Source organism: Tenuibacillus multivorans (genome assembly GCF_900103915.1).
In the GTDB taxonomy this organism is placed as follows: Bacteria; Bacillota; Bacilli; order Bacillales; family Alkalibacillaceae; genus Tenuibacillus; species Tenuibacillus multivorans.
This window is the reverse complement of sequence record NZ_FNIG01000001.1, coordinates 73,275-95,134: the sequence shown is the minus strand read 5'-3', so window position 1 is coordinate 95,134 and position 21,860 is coordinate 73,275. Positions and strand designations below refer to the sequence as shown.

The window sequence follows — 21,860 nt, the reverse complement described above, 5'->3', positions numbered from 1 at the left end:
CGTTCCTCTATTCATTCGATGCTTTTGATCTTACGCCTTGTTCAATATAAACAAGTAAGATGGAAATATCAGATGGGTTAACACCTGAAATACGAGAAGCTTGCCCTACAGATAATGGACGTACTCTCTTTAGTTTTTCCTTAGCCTCTGTTGCAATACCTTGAACATCATCATAATCAATTCTTTCTGGAATACGTTTGTTTTCCATTTTACGCATTTTTTCTACTTGTTGCATTGACTTTTCAATATAGCCTTCATATTTCACAATAATTTCAACTTGTTCCTCAACATCGTTTGGTAATGTTGCTTCAGCCGGTATAAGTTGTTTAATGTGATCATATTTTACTTCAGGTCGACGCAGTAAATCAGAAGCTCGAACACCATCTTTTAGTGGTGATCCTCCAAGATCTTGAATAAGTTGTTGAACGTCTTCAGATGGTTTAATAATATTCGATTTTAGTCGTTTAACTTCTTCTTCAATTAATTGTTTTTTCGTCGTAAAACGCTCGTATCGCTCCTCTGGAATTAAGCCCATTTGATAACCAAGATCAGTTAAACGTAAGTCAGCATTGTCATGACGAAGAAGCAAACGGTATTCGGCGCGTGAAGTTAACAAGCGATAGGGTTCATTGGTTCCTTTTGTGACAAGGTCATCAATTAGAACACCAATATATGCTTGGGAACGATCAAGAATCAATGTTTCTTTATCTAACACCTTAGCAGCTGCGTTAATACCTGCCATAATACCTTGGGCACCTGCTTCTTCATAGCCAGATGTTCCGTTAATTTGGCCAGCTGTGAATAAACCTTCAATTTTCTTCGTCTCTAAAGTTGGCCATAACTGAGTTGGAACAATGGCATCATATTCAATCGCATAGCCCGCACGCATCATTTCTGCTTTTTCTAGACCTGGGACTGTTTCTAAAAGTCTTTTTTGAATATCCTCTGGTAATGATGTTGAAAGACCTTGAACATATACTTCATCTGTATTACGTCCTTCTGGTTCTAAGAAAATTTGGTGACGTGGTTTGTCATTGAAACGAACAATTTTATCCTCAATGGAAGGACAATATCTTGGTCCTGTTCCACGTTCTGCACCTGAATACATCGCTGAGCGAGTTAGATTTTCATTAATAATTTGGTGTGTGAATTCACCTGTATACGTTAACCAGCATGGAATTTGATCGGTAATGAATTCCGTTGTTTCATATGAGAATGCGCGTGGCTCCTCATCCCCTGGTTGTATTTCCGTTTTAGAATAATCGATGGTATGACTATTAACACGTGGTGGTGTACCCGTTTTAAAACGAACGATATCAAATCCTAGTTGCTCTAACTGTTCAGAAAGCTTTACGGTCGCACGTTGGTTATTTGGTCCACTTTCATATTCGATATCACCGATTAATACTTTTCCTCGCATAAACGTACCGGTTGTAACAATAACTGTAGGTGCGTAGTAAGCTGCTTTTGTTTCAGTTAGAACACCTTTTACTTTTCCGTCTTCAACGATTACCTCATCAACCATTCCTTGACGTAGTGTTAAGTTTTCTTGATTTTCTAATACGCGTTTCATTTCTTGTTGATAAAGAACTTTATCCGCTTGAGCACGTAATGCACGTACAGCAGGTCCTTTACTTGTATTTAATAGACGCATTTGAATGTGCGTTTTATCAATTACTTTACCCATTTGTCCACCTAGCGCGTCAATTTCTCGAACGACAACACCTTTAGCAGGACCACCGATAGATGGATTACATGGCATAAATGCAATTAAATCCAAATTCAAGGTCAGCATCAGTGTTTTAGCACCGCGTTTGGCAGCTGCTAGTCCTGCTTCAACACCAGCATGACCTGCTCCGACAACAATAACATCATATTGTCCTGCATTGTACATTCTTTAAACCTCCTTAATATTATATACATCTATAACTACATACTTTTATTTTCCTAAACAGAATTGAGAGAAAAGCTGATCAATGAGTGATTCATGAACATTGTCCCCAATAATCTCACCTAAAAGCTCCCACGTACGCGTAATATCAATCTGAACTAAGTCTAGCGGCATATCCATTTCAATTCCATTTAGAGCATCATCTAGCGCAGACTCCGCTTGCTCTAACAATTGAATATGTCGAACATTTGATACATAGGTTAAGTCACCTGATTCAAGTTCACCTTCAAAGAACGTATTAGCAATGGCTTCCTCGAGTTCGTCGATTCCGCGTTCTTCTAATAATGATGTCGTAATAATCGGCGCATCATTTGCCGCTTTTTTAACCTTATCCATATCAATGTTTAATTCTAAGTCTGTTTTATTAACTAGCACAATGACATCCATACCTTGAGCTGCCTCAAATAATGCCGCATCTTCTTTTGTGAATGCTTCATTACCATTTAGTACAAGTAAAATTAAGTCCGCTTCTTTTAAGGCTTGCCTTGAGCGATCGACACCGATTTTTTCAACGATGTCCTCTGTTTCCCTAATTCCTGCTGTATCGATTAAACGTAGTGGAACTCCTCTAACATTGACATACTCCTCAATGACATCGCGAGTCGTCCCTGGGATTTCCGTTACAATTGCTTTATTTTCATGTGCTAATTTATTTAATAGAGAAGATTTTCCGACGTTCGGTCGACCAATAATCGCGGTTGCGATCCCTTCTCTTAATATTTTCCCTTGTTTAGCCGTTTGTAAAATCTTATGAATTTCTTTTTTGACATGATTGGCTTTATCAATAAGCATGTCATGTGTCATTTCTTCTACATCGTCATACTCTGGGTAATCGATATTCACTTCAACATGTGCAACTGTTTCAATAAGCTCTTGACGAAGCTTACGAATTAAATCAGATAAGCGACCGTCCATTTGCTTCAATGCCACGTTCATGGCACGATCTGTTTTGGCACGTATGAGATCCATCACCGCTTCAGCTTGTGATAAGTCAATGCGTCCATTTAAAAATGCCCGTTTAGTGAATTCACCTGGTTCAGCTAAACGAGCCCCCTCACGTAATAATAGCTGTAATACGCGATTAACGGAAACCATTCCACCGTGACAGTTTATTTCTATAATATCCTCACGGGTGAAGGTTTTTGGACCTTTCATCACTGTAACCATCACTTCTTCCACTAATTCATCTGTCTTTGGGTCAACAATATTTCCATAGTGAATGGTATGACTATCGACCTCAGTTAACTCTTTAGTTTTAAAGACACGGTTAGCAATCTTAAATGCCTCATCACCACTTAAGCGAACAATAGCAATAGCACCTTCACCAATCGGTGTTGAAATCGCGGCAATTGTATCTTGTTCCATAACCTTCACCCCTTTCTATCAGTTAATTTCCTAACTAAAAACAATAACATAATATAATACAAAAGAAAAGAATAATCAATACGTAAAATTTTCCTTAAAAGATTAAAAAATCGACCGCCTCAAATAGACGATCGATGATTCATTATTCTTCTTTTGGTTTTATAACAACATAACGATTTGGGTCTTTACCTTCCGAATGTGTTGAAACATCGCTGTGGTCATGAAGTGCTGTATGAATAATTTTTCGCTCAAATGAAGGCATTGGTTCTATTTTGACAGCTTCACGATTACGCATTACTTTATATGCCAACTTATTAGCAAGCTGACTTAACGTTTCTTCTCTTCTATAACGATAGTTCTCAGCATCGACAACTACTGTAACATATTGATCTTGATCAATTTTATTAACCGCTAAATGCGTTAAATATTGTAAAGCATTTAATGTCTGGCCACGCTTACCAATGAGTAAGCCAATTTTTTCTCCAACTAATTCATAGACGATTTCATTTTCACCTTCAGTTGTTTGAACCTCAACATTCACGCCCATTTCATTAGTTACATTGACCAAAAATTGCTCACCTACTTTTACTAAGTCCACCTTTTCTTGAACCTTTACGTAAGCACGCTTTGAGCCAAATACTCCTAATATTCCTTTTTTACCTTCATCAATCACTTCCACGTTGACTTGATCTTCCATAAGCCCTAATTGACGAAGCGCATTTTCCTTTGCTTCTTCAACTGTTTGACCACTAGCCGTTATTTCTCTCACTTTTTCGCTCCCCCATTATTATTTTCAAATTCTTTCATCATTGGACGACGAATAAAGATTGTTTGAGCAATCATGAATAAGTTACCTACTACCCAATATAGTGCTAATGCTGATGGGAAGAATAAGGCAAACCCACCAATCATAATTGGTAATAAGTATAACATAATTTGCATCTGTGGATTAGCACCAGCAGTCGTTCCTGCCATCATAATTTTTTGTTGGATATACGTTGTAGCCATTGTAATTAAAGCTAAAATAATACTTGGATCTCCTAATTGAAACCATAAAAAGCCATATTCTTTAATCTCAGGAGTTCGCATAATCGCGTGATAAAACGCGATTAAAATTGGCATTTGTACTAATATAGGTAAACAACCTGCTAATGGGTTTACCCCATGCTTTTGGAATAATGCCATCGTTTCTTGTTGTAGTTTTTGTTGTGTCTGCTGGTCTTTAGATGAATATTTTTCTCTAAGCTTTTGAATTTCTGGTTGAAGCAATTGCATCGCTTGAGATGATTTTAATTGCTTTATATTTAATGGAAGTATTATTGTACGTAGTAATAACGTTACAATAATAATCGCTAAACCGTAACCGTGATTAAATATAGTTTCAGCTATATATGTGATTAATAAAGATAATGGCCATACAAAATAGCTGTTCCAAATCCCCTCACTATCAGGGCTAATCGGTTCATTTATTTGCGTACATCCTGATAAGAAAAAGGCTACGCCGACTAAGGCGAGTATGATTAATAGTCTTTTTCGCACTTTTTATTTCCTCCTAACGAAATCAAAACGATACCTACATATCCTATTCTATTCTACTAATACTCTATTTAGTATTTTAGCACTTAAACTATGTTGATTACCACAACAAATTCAATCATTTAATGACGAAACATGCTTGTACGTTTAAGAACATGCGCTAAGCTATTCTTTAGTTCATTAAATCCCATATTATTTGTTGGTTTTCTAGCGATGACAATTAAATCAACATTCGGTCGTATGTGATCCTCTAACTCAATAAAAGCATGTCTTAAATAACGTTTAATTTCATTCCGTTTAACTGCATTACCTATCTTCTTTCCAACAGATAAACCAACTCGAAAATGGGTTTGATTCTCTTTTTCCATATAATATAAAACTAATTGACGATTTGCAAAGGACTCTCCATTTTTTAAAATCATTTGGAACTCTTCATTTTTTTTGATTCGAAATTTTTTCTTCAATAGAATCATCCAATCTCTAACTCTATAGACTAAACCATAATTAAGTAACCTACCTCTCAGCTGGCAAGTTTTTATCAGAATTAATGTATCTATTCCTTATTCTATACAATTTGAAATAATCTCATAAGAGAAAAAAGACCACTGATTTTGATTCAGTGGTCTACGCAGAAAGTACTTTTCTTCCTTTTTTACGACGGCGAGCTAGAACTTTACGTCCGTTTTTAGTTTTCATTCTAGCACGAAAGCCGTGTACTTTATTTCTTTTACGTTTATTTGGTTGATATGTGCGTTTCATGAATTACACCTCCTGAAGAATCATCATACACGTTGGATCGTTATTCAAAAAACAGTCCAAATTAGTATATAAATTTTAATACTTAATGTCAATATCAAAACGCATTATACATTTTAAAGCATCTACCAAGATAACACAAGTCTTAATTTATCCACAGACCCTATGTATATGTTTAATCTTTTGTTTTTTTATCCACACATCCATTCGACAACTTAACCACAAATTCAACATATGTGGACAAAAAAACACCACATACATGTTTTTGATGTGGATAAGTCGCGAAACCCATTGATTCAAAAGTCATATTTTGATATGATATTAGTGTTTTATTAGTGGATAAGTTCATTTTACATATTAGTTTTTCCACAACTTGTGAATAGTTTGTGGATATTTAATAACAGGTTGTTTAATCTGTTATACACATTGTTGTGGAATTTGTCGATAAATGTACATATCTATTGTCATGATTAGACAAAGTTATCCACATCATAGTTTTTCACTGTATTTGAATGAACAAGGGAGTGAACTAGTTGGATAACATTGCGGAAATATGGACGAAGGCTTTAGCAGAGATTGAGAAAAAAGTGAGTAAACCAAGCTTTGATACGTGGCTAAAATCGACGGAAGCCAAGTTTATAGAGAATGATCAAATTGTCATTGCAGCACCTAATGAATTCGCGAGAGATTGGTTAGAAAATAGCTATTCTAAGCTTATATCTTCTACTATTTATGATGTAACAGGAGCTCAATTAGAACCTAAATTTGTTATTCCTGAAACAGAAAGTATTGATGAGCCTATGAGCAAGCCCGTTAAAAAGACGAACGATTTAAAAGCGGATCACCATTCATCTAAGACGATGCTTAATTCTAAATATACGTTTGAAACATTTGTTATTGGATCTGGTAACCGTTTTGCTCATGCTGCGTCATTAGCCGTTGCTGAAGCACCAGCAAAAGCTTACAACCCATTATTTATTTATGGTGGTGTAGGTCTAGGTAAAACACACTTAATGCACGCCATTGGACATTATGTTTTAGAGCATAATCCTTCAGCTAGCGTCGTCTATACGACGTCTGAAAAGTTTACTAACGAATTTATTAACTCCATTCGTGATAACAAAGCAATTGATTTTCGAAATAAATATCGAAATGTGGACGTGCTCCTGATAGATGATATTCAATTTTTAGCTGGAAAAGAACAAACTCAAGAAGAATTTTTCCACACGTTTAATACATTACATGAAGAAAATAAACAAATCGTCATTTCGAGTGATCGACCACCGAAAGAGATCCCTACTTTAGAAGATCGTTTACGTTCTCGATTTGAATGGGGATTAATTACAGACATTACACCTCCTGATTTAGAAACGAGAATCGCGATATTACGTAAAAAGGCAAAAGCGGATGGATTAGATATCCCGAATGAAGTTATGCTCTATATTGCCAATCAAATCGATACAAATATCCGTGAGCTTGAAGGTGCTTTAATCCGTGTGGTTGCCTACTCTTCTCTAGTTAACGAAGATATTGATGCGGCTTTAGCAGCTAATGCACTTAAGGACATTATTCCAAGCAATAAACCAAAAGAAATTACCATCAAAGGAATTCAAGAAATAGTTGGAGAAAAATATCATGTTAGATTAGAAGATTTTGGAGCTAAAAAACGAACAAAATCAGTCGCATTCCCAAGGCAAATAGCCATGTACTTAGCTCGAGAACTTACTGATTTTTCTTTACCTAAAATAGGCGAGGAATTTGGCGGACGAGATCATACAACGGTCATTCACGCACATGAAAAAATATCAAAAATGATGGCTGATGATCTAAATCTACAACGGGAAATTGATGAATTAATTGAAACGATTAAGTCTAATTAATTGTTAACATGTGAATAACTGATGCACATATATGAACAACTTATCCACATGTGAATAAAACACTATTTCAAGACTTATTTAGAGTTATTCACAAATTAACAAGCCCTATTACTATTATGACTATATTTAAAAATAATAAATAAATATAAATTTATGTTCACAGGAGGCCATTATGAAAATATTAATTGAACGTGAGCCATTAATGGCAAGTATTCAAAATGTCATGAAGGCAATCTCATCGAAAACAACAATACCTATATTATCGGGTATTAAATTTGAGGCTAATGAACAAGAGGTAAAACTAACAGGTAGTAATTCAGATATTACTATCGAATCTGTAATCTCAAGAGAAGAAGATGGTATTGTTAACATTCATGAAATCATTCCTGGTCAAATTGTTGTTCAAGCCAAATTTTTACCGGAGATTATTCGTAAATTACCAGATAATCAAATTGAGATCCAAGTTGATGATGATATGAACATAAACATACGATCTGGTCATGCTGAATTTAAATTGAATGGTCAAGACCCAGAAGAATATCCACAATTACCAGTTTTACAAACAGAAAATAGTTTCGATATTCAAATCGACTTATTAAAAATGTTAATTCGTCAAACCAATTTTGCAGTTTCGACATCCGAAACAAGACCAATTTTAACTGGCGTACACATCAAACTAGATAACAATGAATTGGGATTAGTCGCAACAGATAGTCATCGATTAGCATCAAGAAAAATTACAATAGATCAAGTTGAAAACCTATCTTTTAACAATGTTGTTATTCCTGGAAAAAGTTTGAGTGAGTTAAATAAAATTTTAGAAGATACCCAAGATACGTTACAGATTAGTGTTACAGACAATCAGATTTTATTCCGTACAAAGCATTTATACTTTTTATCTCGTTTATTAGATGGCAATTATCCAGAAACGTCTCGCTTAATACCGGATCAAAGTAAAACTGTTATGAAGGTTAATTCAAAGGATCTAATTCAATCTATTGATCGTGCAAGTTTATTAGCAAAAGATAATCGAAATAATATCGTTAAATTAGTCACCCAAGGACAACAAAATATACAAATTACGAGTCACTCTCCTGAAATTGGACAAGTTGAAGAACTGTTACAAACTATTTCCATTGAAGGCGAGGAGATTAAAATTTCCTTCAACGCTAAATACATGATTGATGCTTTAAGAGCGATTGATTCAGAACAAGTTTTGATTAATTTCACAGGTGCGATGCGACCGTTTGTCATTCGCCCAGAAGAAGAAAGTGAACAAATTTTACAATTAGTCACCCCTGTTCGAACATATTAAAAAATATGATGATTAAATTAGAAACTGAACGACAACCACAAATCGTTCAGTTTCTTTTCTTATTGGTAAATGTTTAGTAAAATAGATATTAAAGTGAATTAAAATAAAGAAGGTGAAATCATGCCTGAGAAAATTGATATAGATACTGAAGAAATAACACTTGGTCAATTTTTAAAACTAGCCAACATCATTGATTCTGGTGGTATGGCTAAAGTGTTTTTAAAGGAGTTTGACGTCTATGTGAATGGTGAAAAAGACGATCGTCGTGGTCGCAAACTCAATATTCACGATGTCATTGAAATAGAAGAAGTTGGTTCGTTTCAGGTCGAGCGAGCAGACGAATAAATAGTACGTGAACATACTTGAGGTTTTTAGCACTCAAAGAGTGTTTCAAGTCATTAAAGGAGTCACTTCATGTATATTGAAGAATTAACACTAACGAATTATCGCAATTACAACAAATTAACTGTATCATTTGATCAAAAAATCAATGTGATTATTGGAGAAAATGCTCAAGGGAAAACCAATTTGATGGAGTCTGTATATGTTTTAGCCTTTACCAAATCCCATCGGACACCTCGAGATAAAGAATTAATCAAATGGGACGCAGAATATGGTAAAATAGAAGGTAGAGTATTTAAACGAAATCAATCAATTCCATTAGAAGTAGTCCTTTCAAACAAAGGTAAAAAAGTAAAATTTAACCACATTGAACAAAAACGTTTAAGTGAATATGTTGGTTCAATGAATATCGTCATGTTTGCACCTGAAGATTTAAACCTAGTAAAAGGTAGTCCACAAGAACGACGGAAATTTATTGATATGGAAATAGGACAAACACAACCCGTCTATATCCATCATCTAACCCAATATCAAAGAATTTTAAAAGAGCGAAATGCTCTACTGAAAGATTTGCAGCGCCAATTTATTACCGATTCAACCATGCTGCATGTCTATACAGAACAGTTAATAGAGCATGCGAGTATTATTCTAGAAAGACGCTTTCTATTCTTAAATAAATTAAGAAAATGGGCGAACCCGATTCATGAGGGTATTAGTCAAGGAAAAGAACTATTAAATATTGATTATAATGCTAGTGTAAATGTATCAGAAGCTATGAATTCGGAAAAAATAAGAATGGTATACGAACAACATTTTAAGAATATTGAAAATAAAGAAATAGATCGAGGCACAACTTTAATTGGGCCACATCGTGATGACTTAGTTTTTACAGTTAATGATAAAAATGTTCAAACCTATGGATCACAAGGTCAACAGCGGACAACAGCCTTGTCATTAAAATTAGCTGAAATAGAATTAATTTATGAAGAAGTTGGCGAATACCCGATATTACTTTTGGATGATGTCCTAAGTGAATTAGATGACCATAGACAATCTCATTTATTAAACACCATTCAAGGTAAAGTTCAAACTTTTGTAACGACAACCAGTATTGATGGTATTGCCCATGATACGATTAGTCAGGCTGAAATATTCACCATCCATGATGGTCAATTAGTTGAAGAAAGGTGAGGATGATAGTGTTTATTCATATTGGTGATGAAAACGTTATTCGATCAAGAGATGTCGTTTCTATAATTGATTATAATTTATTTAACTCCTCATCGATTATCGAAGAGATGATTTTTAAACAACGTGAAAGTGGGAATGTATCCGATTCTTCTTATGAAGAAGCGAAATCAATTGTGATAACAGTCAATCATATCTATTTTAGTTCCCTATCAGTTTCTACTTTAAACCGACGAGCACAATTATCTTATAAGCTAGATAAGGTAGATGACATAACGGATACTTATGATATTGAAGAATAAAGATATGAAGCTATTAATTCAATAGAAAATGAAGGTGAGATCATGGCAATGGAAGATAACGTGAATGAACAACTGGATTATGGTGCGAGTCAGATTCAAGTTTTAGAAGGGCTTGAAGCGGTTCGTAAACGTCCAGGTATGTACATTGGTTCGACGAGTGCAAGAGGGTTACATCATCTCGTATGGGAAATTGTTGATAATAGTATTGATGAGGCTTTAGCAGGCTATTGCGACCATATCCAAATCATCATAGAAAAAGATAATAGGCTAACGGTTATCGATGATGGGCGCGGTATTCCGGTTGATATGCATAAAAAGGCAGGAAGACCAGCTTTAGAAGTCATCATGACAGTTCTTCATGCGGGTGGTAAATTCGATAGTGGAACTTATAAAGTCTCAGGTGGTTTACACGGTGTAGGTGCATCTGTCGTGAATGCTTTATCTGAATGGTGTGAAGTTTACGTCCATCGTGATGGCAATCTTTATTATCAAAGCTATAAACGTGGTGTACCTGAAGATGATGTCAAAATCATTGGAGAAACGGATATAACAGGTACCAAAACAACGTTCAAACCAGACCCTGAAATCTTTTCAGAAACGCAAGAGTTTGATTATGATCAGCTTTTAGAACGTACAAGAGAATTAGCCTATTTAAATAAACAGCTTCGAATCTCGATTGAAGATCAACGTAAAGATCAAGAACCAGAACACTTTTATTATGAGGGCGGTATTGCAGAGTATGTTGAGCACCTAAACCGCAAACGCGAAGCATTACATGACCCTATTTATGCCGAAAGTGAACTTGATGATATCACAGTGGAGTTCGCGATACAGTATAATGATGGCTTTGCCAGTGATATTCATTCATTTACGAACAATATTAACACGATAGAAGGCGGTACACATGAATCAGGCTTTAAAACGGCCTTAACTCGTGTGATTAATGATTACGCAAGAAAAAATAATTTATATAAAGAAAATGATCCAAATTTAATTGGTGATGATGTCCGTGAAGGTTTAACGGCCATCATTTCAGTTAAACACCCTGACCCACAGTTTGAAGGACAAACAAAAACAAAGCTTGGTAACAGTGAAGTTCGTACCATCACAGATCAAATTTTCTCAGAAAAGTTTTCAAAATTTTTATTTGAAAACCCTAAAACAGCGAAACGAATCGTTGAAAAAGGTTTAATGGCTTCACGTGCCCGTATTGCGGCGAAAAAGGCCCGTGAAGTAACAAGACGAAAAAATGCTCTGGAGGTTTCAAGCTTACCAGGTAAATTAGCTGATTGCTCCTCAAAGGATGCTTCGATTACGGAAATGTATATTGTTGAGGGTGACTCAGCAGGTGGTTCAGCTAAACAAGGACGCGATCGCCATTTTCAGGCTATTTTACCTTTAAGAGGTAAAATCCTTAACGTAGAAAAGGCTCGATTAGATAAAATTTTATCTAATAATGAAATTCGTGCCATGATTACCGCTTTGGGTACGGGTATTGGTGAAGAATTTAATATCGAGCAGGCACGCTATCATAAAATTGTCATTATGACAGATGCCGATGTTGATGGCGCCCATATTCGAACGTTATTATTAACGTTTTTCTACCGTTATATGCGTCCATTAATTGAACATGGTTATGTCTATATTGCTCAACCACCTTTATACCAAATTAAACAAAATAAAAATGTATCTTATGTTTATAACGATAAAGAATTGGATCAATTATTGTCTGAATTACCAGCTTCGCCAAAGCCAAACATACAGCGTTATAAAGGTTTAGGTGAAATGAATCCGGAACAGCTTTGGGAGACAACGATGAACCCTGAGGCGAGGACTTTACTTCAAGTTAATTTGGAAGATGCGAAAGATGCGGATGAAATATTCGAAGTACTCATGGGAGATCAAGTTGAACCAAGACGTGATTTTATCGAAAAAAATGCACAATACGTTCAGAATTTAGATATTTAGTGATGGTAAGAGCGCAAGTTCCCTATTTTTAGGTGTTCTTTTGTGCTCGTTTTACCATATAGGGAGGTAATGACGGTTGGAACAACGACCAAGTGTAGAAGAAATAAATATTAGTAATGAAATGAGAACTTCATTTTTAGATTATGCCATGAGTGTTATTGTATCGAGAGCCTTACCAGATGTTCGTGATGGTTTAAAGCCTGTTCATAGACGTATCTTATATGCGATGCATGATTTGGGCATGCATGCTGATAAAGCTTATAAAAAATCAGCTCGTATTGTGGGTGAAGTGATTGGTAAATACCACCCTCACGGTGATTCAGCAGTATATGACGCTATGGTTCGAATGGCACAAGATTTTAACTTCCGTAATATGCTTGTAGATGGACATGGTAACTTCGGTTCTGTGGATGGTGACTCAGCTGCAGCGATGCGTTATACCGAAGCGAGAATGTCTAAGATTTCAATGGAATTATTACGTGATATCAATAAAAATACGATTGATTATCTTGATAATTATGATGGAACAGAAAGGGAACCTGCCGTTCTACCAGCTAAGTTTCCAAACCTGTTAGTGAATGGGGCTTCAGGTATTGCCGTTGGAATGGCTACAAATATACCACCCCATCAATTGGGTGAAGTTATTGATGCGGTTTTAACCATAAGTGAAAACCCTGATATCACCATAGAAGAATTGATGGAAAACCATTTACATGGACCAGATTTCCCGACTGGCGGTATCATTTTAGGACGTAGTGGAATTCGAAACGCCTATGAAACTGGAAAAGGATCGCTGACGATTCGTTCTAAGGCGGATATTGTTGAAGAATCAAATGGTAAGACATCGATCATTGTGACAGAAATTCCTTTTCAAGTGAACAAAGCCAGACTTATAGAAAAAATTGCTGAACTAGCTCGAGATAAAAAGATTGAGGGTATTACCGATTTACGAGATGAATCGGATCGTGAAGGAATGCGTATCGTCATTGAATTAAGACGTGATGCTAACGCTAATGTTGTTTTAAATAATTTATACAAACAAACAGCCTTACAAACATCGTTTGGTATTAATATGTTGGCACTCGTAGATGGACAACCCAAAGTGTTAAATATCAAACAGACGCTAAGCCATTATTTAGAGCACCAAAAAGAAGTCATCATTCGTCGGACGAAATATGATTTAGAAAAGGCTGAGGCCAGAGCTCATATATTAGAAGGTTTACGAATTGCCTTAGATCATCTCGATGACGTAATTGAATTGATTCGTCAATCACAGACAACGGATGAGGCTCGAGATGGCTTAATGAATCGCTTTGGGCTTTCGGAAAAACAAGCACAAGCTATTCTAGATATGCGTTTACAACGTCTAACTGGATTAGAGCGTGAAAAAATTGAAAATGAATTCAAAGAGGTAAAAGAGCTCATTGCAGAATTAAAAGCTATTTTAGCAGATGATGAAAAAGTATTAGAAATCATTAGAGAAGAGCTTTTAGAGATTAAAGAAAAATATAATGATACACGTCGAACTGAAATTACAGTTGGTGGTGCAGACTTTATTGAAGACGAGGACTTGATTCCAGAAGAAACGGTTATCATTAGTTTGACACATCGAGGTTATATCAAACGTCTTCCAGCTACTACGTACCGAGCACAACGCCGCGGTGGTCGTGGGATTCAAGGTATGGGGACGAATGATGAGGATTTCGTCGAACATTTATTATCCACATCCACTCACGATACGATTTTATTCTTTACGAATAAGGGTAAAGTTTATCGTGCAAAAGGCTATGAAATACCCGAATTCGGACGGACTGCCAAAGGGATCCCGCTTGTTAACGTTTTACAAATTGAAAAAGGTGAATGGGTCAATGCTGTCATTACTGTAAAAGAATACGTAGATGATTGGTATTTATTCTTTACAACAAGAAAAGGGATTTCTAAACGTACAACCTTAGACAATTTCGCTAATATTCGCCGTGGAGGCTTACGTGCAATTAATCTAAGGGAAGACGATGAGTTAATTTCTGTTCGTTTAACAGATGGTCAAAAGGATATTATGATTGGGACACAAAATGGCTTACTCATCCGTTTCCATGAAGAAGATGTAAGATCCATGGGTAGAACAGCTGCTGGGGTAAAAGGGATTACTCTGCGCGAGGGTGACGAAGTTGTCTCGATGGAAATTTTAAATTCAGATGTCAATGTATTAACTGTTACATCTAAGGGATATGGTAAACGGACACCAGAGGAAGAATATCGTCTCCAAAACCGTGGGGGTAAAGGTATTCTAACGTGTAGGTTAAATGAGAAAAACGGTCATGTCGTCGCTGTTAAACCAGTTACCGGTGAAGAAGATTTAATGCTGATGACAGCAAGTGGGGTCTTAATTCGTATGCCTTCTGAGTCGATATCACAGACAGGACGTAATACTCAAGGTGTTAAATTAATTCGCTTAGCAGATGATGAAGAGGTTGCGACAGTTGCAAGAGTTGAAAAAGAAGAGGAAGAAGATATAGAAGAAGAAAACGAAGCGGAAAACAATTCATCAGAAAAAGAACAAACAGATACAAATAAAGAATAAAGGTCTAACTTGGGATAGAGAGGGGTTATCATATGAAGGTTCATCCAAAAGATTTAGTACCTGGTTGTTTATTAATTAAAGATGTATCAGGTCGGACTGTGTTTCCTATTGTACCGAAGAATACGGTAATTGAACCTATTCATATTAAAATCCTTAATGATTTCCAAGTCCCATATGTTGAAGTCGCTTCAAAATTAGTGAATGGTCAATTATTTAAAACGACAGAAGTTGATCCTTCAAACACAGAGCAAGAACATCAAAAAGAAGAAAAAGAAAACAAAGATGCTAAACCTGGTTGGTCCTTTTATGATTATTATGTTTATACGGTTAAAGAAACGAAGGAACTTTTTAATCAATGGGAGCAACAAAATCAATTGGATTTAGTTAAGATTCGAAATATTATTCAACCACTCGTTCAAATTGGTGAAAACTTTGCTGATTTATTGATGGAGGTACACCATTATACGGATAAACAGGACTACTTCTATCACCATATCGTTGCAGTACCTGTTATTGCTGCATTTTTAGCTAAAAAGCTGAAGTATAACAAAAATGAACGCTTACAAATTGCATTGGCTGCTTATTTAAGTGATTTAGGTATGCTAAAAGAAGACTGGCACTTATATAAGAAAGACGGTGTGTTAACAGATAAGGAATTTGAAAGGGTTAAAAAACATCCAGTTTTATCTTATCGGTTAATAGAGCAAGAAACCTATCTTAGTAAGGATGTTAAAATTGCTGTTCTTCAGCATCATGAACGTTTAGATGGTTCAGGTTACCCTTTAGGTATTCAGCATGAAAAACTGCACCCATTTGCTAGGATTATAGCCGTTAGTGATATGTTTCATGCCATGACGTCAGAGCGTGTTTATCGTAAAAAACAATCACCATTTAAAGCTATTGAAGAAATGCTAAACCGTCAGTTCGGTAAATTAGATATGAAGATTGTGAGAGTGTTAGTTAATAGTATTGTCTTTTTCTCTAACGGGACTAAGGTTCGATTAACGAATAGTGAGATTGGAGAAATTGTTTTTATTGACCAAAAACATCCAACTCGACCGATGATTAAAATGGACAAAGACCATGAGATTATCCATTTATTAGAGCATAAGGATTTATATATTGAAGAAGTATTAATGAACTGAATGAAGGCCATTAGTGAGGTTATGACTTTACTAATGGCTTTTTTAAATCGTATAAACACGTTTTGGATTAGATTGTGGATATTTTTTAAATATGTCTAAATTACCAATGAGATTGCACTAAAAATCATGTATAATTAAAACGTAAACAAGCTACATAGATGGGGGAATACAAAAATGAAGAAGAAGCTACATGTGTTACGTTTGATTATATTAATCGTAATGTTTACGTTTAGTTCGTTTATTATAAATCCACAATTAGCGAATGCAAGTTCACTAGATATTCAAGCTGAATCTGCTATTCTAGTTGATGCGGATACAGGAGAAATTTTATTTGAAAAAGAGGCGGATATTGCGTTGCCTCCAGCAAGCATGACGAAAATGATGACGGAATATCTCGTTCTTGAAGCGATCAATAATGGTTCAATAGATTGGGAGACAACGACACAGATCACTGAATATGCGTATGAGGTTTCATCTAATCCATTATTCTCAGGAATTGGTTTGCGCCTCGACCATCCTTATACAGTAAAAGAATTATACGATGCCATGGTCATTTATTCAGATAACGCGACGACCATAGCATTAGCTGAATTAATTGCTGGTAGTGAAGCTGAGTTTGTAAATATGATGAATGAAAAAGCTGAAGAAATGGGATTAACAGATTATAAATTTGTTAATTCAACAGGATTACCTAATTCAACCTTAGGTGATAATTATCCTGAAGGAACAGACCCTGAAGGTGAAAACTTAATGTCAGCTAGTGATACAGCAAAATTAGCTTATCATCTATTGAAGGATTATCCAGAAGTATTAGATGTATCTAGTGTGCCAACAAAGGAATTTGAAGGTCATGAAATGATTAATTACAACTGGATGTTACCTAACATGCCAGGACATCTTGCACAATTTTCATATGATGGATTAGATGGCTTAAAAACGGGCCATACGGATTTAGCTGGTTATACGTTTACCGGTACAGCAGAGCGTAACGGAAAACGAATGATTTCCGTTGTCATGCGAACGGAAAGTAAACAAGAACGTTTCAATGAAACACGTAAATTATTAGATTATGGTTTTAACAACTTCGAAACGGTCACCTTATATGATCAAGGTCACCAAATTGAGGATAAATCTGTCATCGAGGTAGAAAAAGGTCAAGAAGACCAAGTTGAAATCGAAGCAAATCAAGCCATTGAAACAACGGTCAAAAATGGTGAACAGGAAAATTACTCGGTGACATATGAATTTCATGAAGATGTGTTAACAGAAGATGGCACATTGGTGGCACCAGTTGAAGAAGGCTTAGAAGTTGGCCAAATGGTATTAACTTACAATGGTGAAAATGAGTACGGTAATATCGTGAATGACGAACAAATATCGGTACCTCTAGTGACGACTGAAGGTGTTGAAAAATCCAACTGGTTTGTATTATTGTTACAAGGGATAGGTGACTTCTTTGTAAACTTATTTGCAAGTATTAAAGGATTATTCACATAATAAAACCAGGAGGTAATAAGATGGGAAACGTAGGAACAAATCGTGTTAAAAGAGGTATGGCTGAAATGCAAAAAGGTGGCGTCATCATGGACGTTGTCAATGCAGAACAAGCCAAAATAGCTGAAGAAGCAGGAGCCGTCGCTGTGATGGCTTTAGAGCGTGTACCAGCTGATATTCGTGCAGCTGGAGGGGTTGCTCGTATGGCTGACCCAACGATTGTTGAAGAAGTTATGAATGCTGTTTCAATTCCAGTGATGGCAAAAGCAAGAATTGGCCACATTGTTGAAGCTAGAGTGTTAGAAGCAATGGGTGTTGACTATATTGATGAGAGCGAAGTGTTAACACCGGCTGATGATTTATACCATATTAATAAAAATGATTATACGGTTCCATTTGTCTGTGGTTGCCGTAACTTAGGCGAATCGGTTAGACGTATCGGTGAAGGTGCTTCGATGTTACGTACAAAAGGTGAACCTGGTACTGGAAATATTGTTGAAGCCGTTCGTCATATGCGTGAGGTTCAAAAACAGCTTAATGAAGTTATTAATATGGCTGAAGATGAATTAATGGTATTTGCTAAAGAAAATGGTGCTTCATATGAAATCTTAAAAGAAATTCGAGAGAACGGTCGTTTACCTGTTGTGAACTTTGCAGCTGGCGGTATTGCAACACCAGCTGATGCAGCTTTAATGATGCAGCTAGGTGCTGATGGTGTATTTGTAGGATCTGGAATTTTCAAATCTGATCAACCTGAAAAATTTGCACGTGCGATTGTGGAAGCAACCACTCACTATGAAGACTATGAATTAATTGGACGACTTTCAAAAGGCCTTGGTACAGCTATGCCTGGTATTGAAATGACAACATTAGACCAGGCAGATCGTATGCAGGACCGTAGTGAGTAAAGGAGACTTTATATGGCAATTATAGGAATATTAGGACTACAAGGTGCTTTTAGAGAACATCAGCAATCCATTGAAGCTTGTGGCCATGAAGCTCAGATTATTAAACGAAAAGAACAATTAGAGGATATAGATGGTTTAATTCTACCAGGCGGCGAAAGTACAACGATGAGGCGTTTAATTGATCGTTATGATTTTACAGAGGCCCTGCGTCAATTCGGACAATCAGGTAAACCTATCTTTGGTACTTGTGCAGGACTTATTTTATTAGCTACAGATATAGTTGGACAAGATAGTGGTCATCTAAGATTAATGGATATGGTCGTTGAACGAAATGCCTTTGGTAGACAACGAGAAAGCTTTGAAGCACCACTTGAAATTACGGGCGTTGCAAAGGATTTTGAAGCTGTTTTTATTCGTGCGCCATATATTGTTGAGGCTAAAGAAGACACTGAAGTGTTATCGACTTATAAAGGTAAAATTGTAGCCGCTCAACAAGGTCAGTTTTTAGCGGCTGCTTTCCATCCTGAGCTAACAGATGACTATCGTTTAGTCCAGCATTTTATCGACATGGTCGAAAAAAGTAAGTTAAAACTTGCGACAAATTAAAAAAACCGTTATATTATGAATAACTATAAAGAAATGCAACGATAGGAAATAGTATTAGATGCGTTTTTTTCAGAGAGCTGGTGGTTGCTGTGAACCAGTAGAAACGGTCTGTGAATCCATCCTTGAGCAGATTAGCTGAAATGAAAGTAGGCTTATCCGGCTAAGCACCGTTAAAGCTTCCGAGTTGGAGGAGATAGATCTCTTCAACAAGGGTGGTAACGCGGGTAAAGTCAACTCGTCCCTTTATATAAAAGGGGCGAGTTTTTTTAATGGTTGTTTTCTCCAAGTTGTTGCTATAACCATCACAGTTGAAATACACTTCGCTTTCCGCGGGCAACGCTTCAGCCTCCTCGTGAGCTAACGCTCACTGAGGGGTCTTCAGCTGTTGCTTTTCCCGCAGGAGTCTCCGTGTATTTCAACTGCTTGTAGAGATTTATTCCATACAATTTTATCTATTAAAAACATCAAACTTTTGAAAACAGCCATTGTATAATAAAAAATTGAAAAAGGAGAATGAAGATGCTTGATTTAAAGTATTTACGTCAAAATTATCAAGAAGTTAAGGAGAAGCTTCAGCATCGTGGTGAGGATTTAACTGATTTAGACCATTTTGAAGAATGGGATCAAAAAAGACGCCAGTATATTCAAGAGTCTGAGGAATTAAAGGCCCGACGTAATGAAGTTTCCAAAGAGATTTCTGTACTGAAGAAAGAAAAAAAAGATGCGGATCACTTAATAAAAGAAATGCGTGAAGTTGGTGATCGCATTAAAGAAATTGATGAACAACTAAAATCCGTTGAAGAAAAATTAAATGAACTATTACTATCTATTCCAAATATCCCGCATGAATCAACACCTATTGGTGAATCTGAGGATGATAACATTGAGGTTCGCAAATGGGGAGATGTTCGTCAATTCAATTTTGAGGAAAAACCTCATTGGGATGTAGCGACCGATCTTGGTATATTAGACTTTGAACGAGCTTCTAAAGTTACAGGTAGTCGTTTTGTTTTTTACAAAGGAATAGGTGCACGATTAGAACGTGCTTTAATTAATTTTATGATGGACTATCAAGTGGATGAGCATGGTTATGAAGAGATGATGCCACCACAAATCGTTAACCGAGACAGCTTAACCGGAACAGGTCAGCTACCGAAATTTGCAGAAGATGTGTTTAAATTAGAGGATTGGGATTATTTCTTAATTCCAACAGCCGAAGTTCCTGTTACGAACTATCATCGCGATGAAATCCTAACAGCTGATGATATGCCGAAAAAATTTGCCGCATATAGTGCTAATTTCCGCTCTGAAGCGGGTTCAGCCGGCCGTGATACGAGAGGGTTAATTCGTCAACACCAATTCAACAAAATCGAATTAGTCCATTTAGCTATACCGGAAGAATCTTATGACACTTTAGAAGAGCTAACAGGTCATGCTGAGAAGATCTTGCAGCTATTAAAGCTTCCATATCGAGTTATGAGTATGTGTACAGGTGATTTAGGATTTACCGCTGCTAAAAAATATGACATTGAAGTATGGATTCCAAGCAACAATACGTATCGCGAAATTTCATCTTGTTCTAACTTTGAGGATTTCCAAGCTAGACGAGCAGGTCTCAGATTCCGTCGTGATCCAAATTCTAAACCAGAATTTGTTCACACGTTGAACGGTTCAGGATTGGCAGTTGGCCGAACAGTAGCAGCTATTTTAGAAAACTATCAAGAAGCGGACGGCTCTCTGACAATTCCAGAAGTCTTACGTCCGTATATGGGAAATAGAGAACGAATTGAACCAAAATAAATGATTAAAACGGGGCTGGGACAAAACTTTATTAAAAACATAACATCTGAACTAGATTCAATTATTCATGAATTAGTTCAGATGTTATTCACTACGTCAAAATGCTTCGCTTGCCGCGGGCACGGCTCGAGCCTCGTCGGCAGAAAAGCGCTGCCTGCGGGGTCTCGAGACTCGTGCTGTCCCCGCGAAGAACTGGATGTTCAAGTGTCGGCGTTGGCCACAAATGCTACTTGCGTTACATCCTTGCGTAAGTTTGCGCCGAGTAACCGCAGGCGCAGGACGTGGCCGTTTTTAGTCGACGAGGCGTCTACGCATTTTGACTCCGTTCATTTTTAATGATATTAGATGATATTGTTCGCCTTTCATCACCCTCTAGATATTTTTGTCCCAGCCTCGTTTTAAAATTATTAATTGTTAAAGACAGAATATAAAAAAATCTCTTTTATATATTGCAGTGTGTCGAATCATGTGATATATTAATTTTTGTCAGCCTAAACGGAGGAGTACCCAAGTCCGGCTGAAGGGAGCGGTCTTGAAAACCGCCAGGGGCTTCACGGCCCGCGGGGGTTCGAATCCCTCCTCCTCCGCCATTATTATAATGAGGAAATTCATGGTTACAGTCGTAACCATTTTTTTTATACTTTTTTCGACTATTGATTGATCCTAACAATTGTCCTATTTTCAAATTATTTTAAAGATTAATTAGAAAATTAGATAAAAATG

18 protein-coding genes, 1 tRNA gene and 1 other annotated feature are annotated in these 21,860 nt (G+C 36.4%); of the genes, 13 read left to right on the top strand and 6 right to left on the bottom strand.

What is annotated here, in order from left to right:
* Positions 1-7 precede the first annotated feature (7 nt).
* The 6 genes from mnmG to rpmH form a co-directional block, all read right to left on the bottom strand.
* Complete coding sequence (gene mnmG, locus BLP77_RS00475) at positions 8-1,894, bottom strand: tRNA uridine-5-carboxymethylaminomethyl(34) synthesis enzyme MnmG (protein ID WP_093855140.1); 1,887 nt, start codon at positions 1,892-1,894, stop codon at positions 8-10.
* Between the two features lie 45 nt (positions 1,895-1,939).
* A complete protein-coding gene (gene mnmE, locus BLP77_RS00470; protein WP_093855139.1) occupies positions 1,940-3,316 on the bottom strand; it encodes a tRNA uridine-5-carboxymethylaminomethyl(34) synthesis GTPase MnmE in 1,377 nt (458 codons plus the stop codon).
* 142 nt (positions 3,317-3,458) lie between these two features.
* Positions 3,459-4,085: an RNA-binding cell elongation regulator Jag/EloR gene (gene jag / locus BLP77_RS00465; protein WP_093855138.1), complete on the bottom strand. Its 627-nt coding sequence runs from the start codon at positions 4,083-4,085 to the stop codon at positions 3,459-3,461.
* Entirely contained in the window at positions 4,082-4,855 is a 774-nt protein-coding gene (gene spoIIIJ, locus BLP77_RS00460) for a YidC family membrane integrase SpoIIIJ (protein WP_093855137.1), read from the bottom strand. Before spoIIIJ ends, jag begins: the two co-directional genes overlap by 4 nt.
* Before the next feature lie 119 nt (positions 4,856-4,974).
* Positions 4,975-5,316, bottom strand: a complete 342-nt coding sequence (rnpA, locus tag BLP77_RS00455) for a ribonuclease P protein component (protein WP_093855136.1) — start codon at positions 5,314-5,316, stop codon at positions 4,975-4,977.
* A 160-nt stretch (positions 5,317-5,476) separates the two neighbouring features.
* On the bottom strand, positions 5,477-5,611 hold the full coding sequence (gene rpmH / locus BLP77_RS00450) for a 50S ribosomal protein L34 (RefSeq protein ID WP_093855135.1): 135 nt from the start codon (positions 5,609-5,611) through the stop codon (positions 5,477-5,479).
* 530 nt (positions 5,612-6,141) lie between these two features.
* Here rpmH and dnaA point away from each other — a divergent pair.
* The 13 genes from dnaA to BLP77_RS00385 all read left to right on the top strand — a co-directional run bounded on the left by dnaA (position 6,142) and on the right by BLP77_RS00385 (position 21,727).
* Positions 6,142-7,488, top strand: coding sequence for a chromosomal replication initiator protein DnaA (gene dnaA, locus BLP77_RS00445; RefSeq protein WP_093855134.1), 1,347 nt, complete (start codon positions 6,142-6,144; stop codon positions 7,486-7,488).
* A gap of 172 nt (positions 7,489-7,660) precedes the next feature.
* Positions 7,661-8,803 (top strand): DNA polymerase III subunit beta, encoded by a 1,143-nt coding sequence (dnaN, locus tag BLP77_RS00440; protein WP_093855133.1) that lies wholly within the window; start codon positions 7,661-7,663, stop codon positions 8,801-8,803.
* A gap of 120 nt (positions 8,804-8,923) precedes the next feature.
* Entirely contained in the window at positions 8,924-9,148 is a 225-nt protein-coding gene (gene yaaA / locus BLP77_RS00435) for a S4 domain-containing protein YaaA (protein WP_093855132.1), read from the top strand.
* Positions 9,149-9,217: 69 nt separating this feature from the next.
* On the top strand, positions 9,218-10,336 hold the full coding sequence (gene recF, locus BLP77_RS00430) for a DNA replication/repair protein RecF (protein ID WP_093855131.1): 1,119 nt from the start codon (positions 9,218-9,220) through the stop codon (positions 10,334-10,336).
* Between the two features lie 8 nt (positions 10,337-10,344).
* Positions 10,345-10,635 carry an extracellular matrix regulator RemB gene (gene remB / locus BLP77_RS00425; RefSeq protein ID WP_093855130.1) on the top strand — a complete coding sequence of 97 codons (291 nt, stop codon included), beginning with the start codon at positions 10,345-10,347 and terminating at the stop codon, positions 10,633-10,635.
* Between the two features lie 42 nt (positions 10,636-10,677).
* Positions 10,678-12,603, top strand: coding sequence for a DNA topoisomerase (ATP-hydrolyzing) subunit B (gene gyrB / locus BLP77_RS00420; RefSeq protein WP_093855129.1), 1,926 nt, complete (start codon positions 10,678-10,680; stop codon positions 12,601-12,603).
* A 76-nt stretch (positions 12,604-12,679) separates the two neighbouring features.
* Complete coding sequence (gyrA, locus tag BLP77_RS00415; protein WP_261753311.1) at positions 12,680-15,184, top strand: DNA gyrase subunit A; 2,505 nt, start codon at positions 12,680-12,682, stop codon at positions 15,182-15,184.
* 32 nt (positions 15,185-15,216) lie between these two features.
* On the top strand, positions 15,217-16,329 hold the full coding sequence (locus tag BLP77_RS00410; RefSeq protein WP_093855128.1) for an HD-GYP domain-containing protein: 1,113 nt from the start codon (positions 15,217-15,219) through the stop codon (positions 16,327-16,329).
* A gap of 174 nt (positions 16,330-16,503) precedes the next feature.
* A complete protein-coding gene (locus tag BLP77_RS00405) occupies positions 16,504-17,826 on the top strand; it encodes a D-alanyl-D-alanine carboxypeptidase family protein (RefSeq protein WP_093855127.1) in 1,323 nt (440 codons plus the stop codon).
* Between the two features lie 20 nt (positions 17,827-17,846).
* The gene (pdxS, locus tag BLP77_RS00400) at positions 17,847-18,731 is read left to right on the top strand and encodes a pyridoxal 5'-phosphate synthase lyase subunit PdxS (protein ID WP_093855126.1); all 885 of its coding nucleotides are present in this window, start codon (positions 17,847-17,849) and stop codon (positions 18,729-18,731) included.
* A gap of 12 nt (positions 18,732-18,743) precedes the next feature.
* A complete protein-coding gene (pdxT, locus tag BLP77_RS00395) occupies positions 18,744-19,337 on the top strand; it encodes a pyridoxal 5'-phosphate synthase glutaminase subunit PdxT (RefSeq protein ID WP_093855125.1) in 594 nt (197 codons plus the stop codon).
* Between the two features lie 29 nt (positions 19,338-19,366).
* Positions 19,367-19,583 (top strand) — a binding site (T-box leader).
* Between the two features lie 273 nt (positions 19,584-19,856).
* On the top strand, positions 19,857-21,137 hold the full coding sequence (gene serS / locus BLP77_RS00390) for a serine--tRNA ligase (protein WP_093855124.1): 1,281 nt from the start codon (positions 19,857-19,859) through the stop codon (positions 21,135-21,137).
* 497 nt (positions 21,138-21,634) lie between these two features.
* Positions 21,635-21,727 (top strand) — tRNA-Ser (locus tag BLP77_RS00385).
* The last annotated feature ends 133 nt before the right edge of the window (positions 21,728-21,860 follow it).

Bases quoted from the DNA above. Each gene is read 5' to 3' on its own strand.
- yaaA (WP_093855132.1), top strand. From the start codon at position 8,924: ATGCCTGAGAAAATTGATATAGATACTGAAGAAATAACACTTGGTCAA.
- dnaN (WP_093855133.1), top strand. From the start codon at position 7,661: ATGAAAATATTAATTGAACGTGAGCCATTAATGGCAAGTATTCAAAAT.
- serS (WP_093855124.1), top strand. From the start codon at position 19,857: ATGCTTGATTTAAAGTATTTACGTCAAAATTATCAAGAAGTTAAGGAG.
- mnmE (WP_093855139.1), bottom strand. From the start codon at position 3,316: ATGGAACAAGATACAATTGCCGCGATTTCAACACCGATTGGTGAAGGT.
- rpmH (WP_093855135.1), bottom strand. From the start codon at position 5,611: ATGAAACGCACATATCAACCAAATAAACGTAAAAGAAATAAAGTACAC.
- BLP77_RS00410 (WP_093855128.1), top strand. From the start codon at position 15,217: ATGAAGGTTCATCCAAAAGATTTAGTACCTGGTTGTTTATTAATTAAA.
- mnmG (WP_093855140.1), bottom strand. From the start codon at position 1,894: ATGTACAATGCAGGACAATATGATGTTATTGTTGTCGGAGCAGGTCAT.
- pdxT (WP_093855125.1), top strand. From the start codon at position 18,744: ATGGCAATTATAGGAATATTAGGACTACAAGGTGCTTTTAGAGAACAT.
- pdxS (WP_093855126.1), top strand. From the start codon at position 17,847: ATGGGAAACGTAGGAACAAATCGTGTTAAAAGAGGTATGGCTGAAATG.
- gyrB (WP_093855129.1), top strand. From the start codon at position 10,678: ATGGCAATGGAAGATAACGTGAATGAACAACTGGATTATGGTGCGAGT.
- recF (WP_093855131.1), top strand. From the start codon at position 9,218: ATGTATATTGAAGAATTAACACTAACGAATTATCGCAATTACAACAAA.
- BLP77_RS00405 (WP_093855127.1), top strand. From the start codon at position 16,504: ATGAAGAAGAAGCTACATGTGTTACGTTTGATTATATTAATCGTAATG.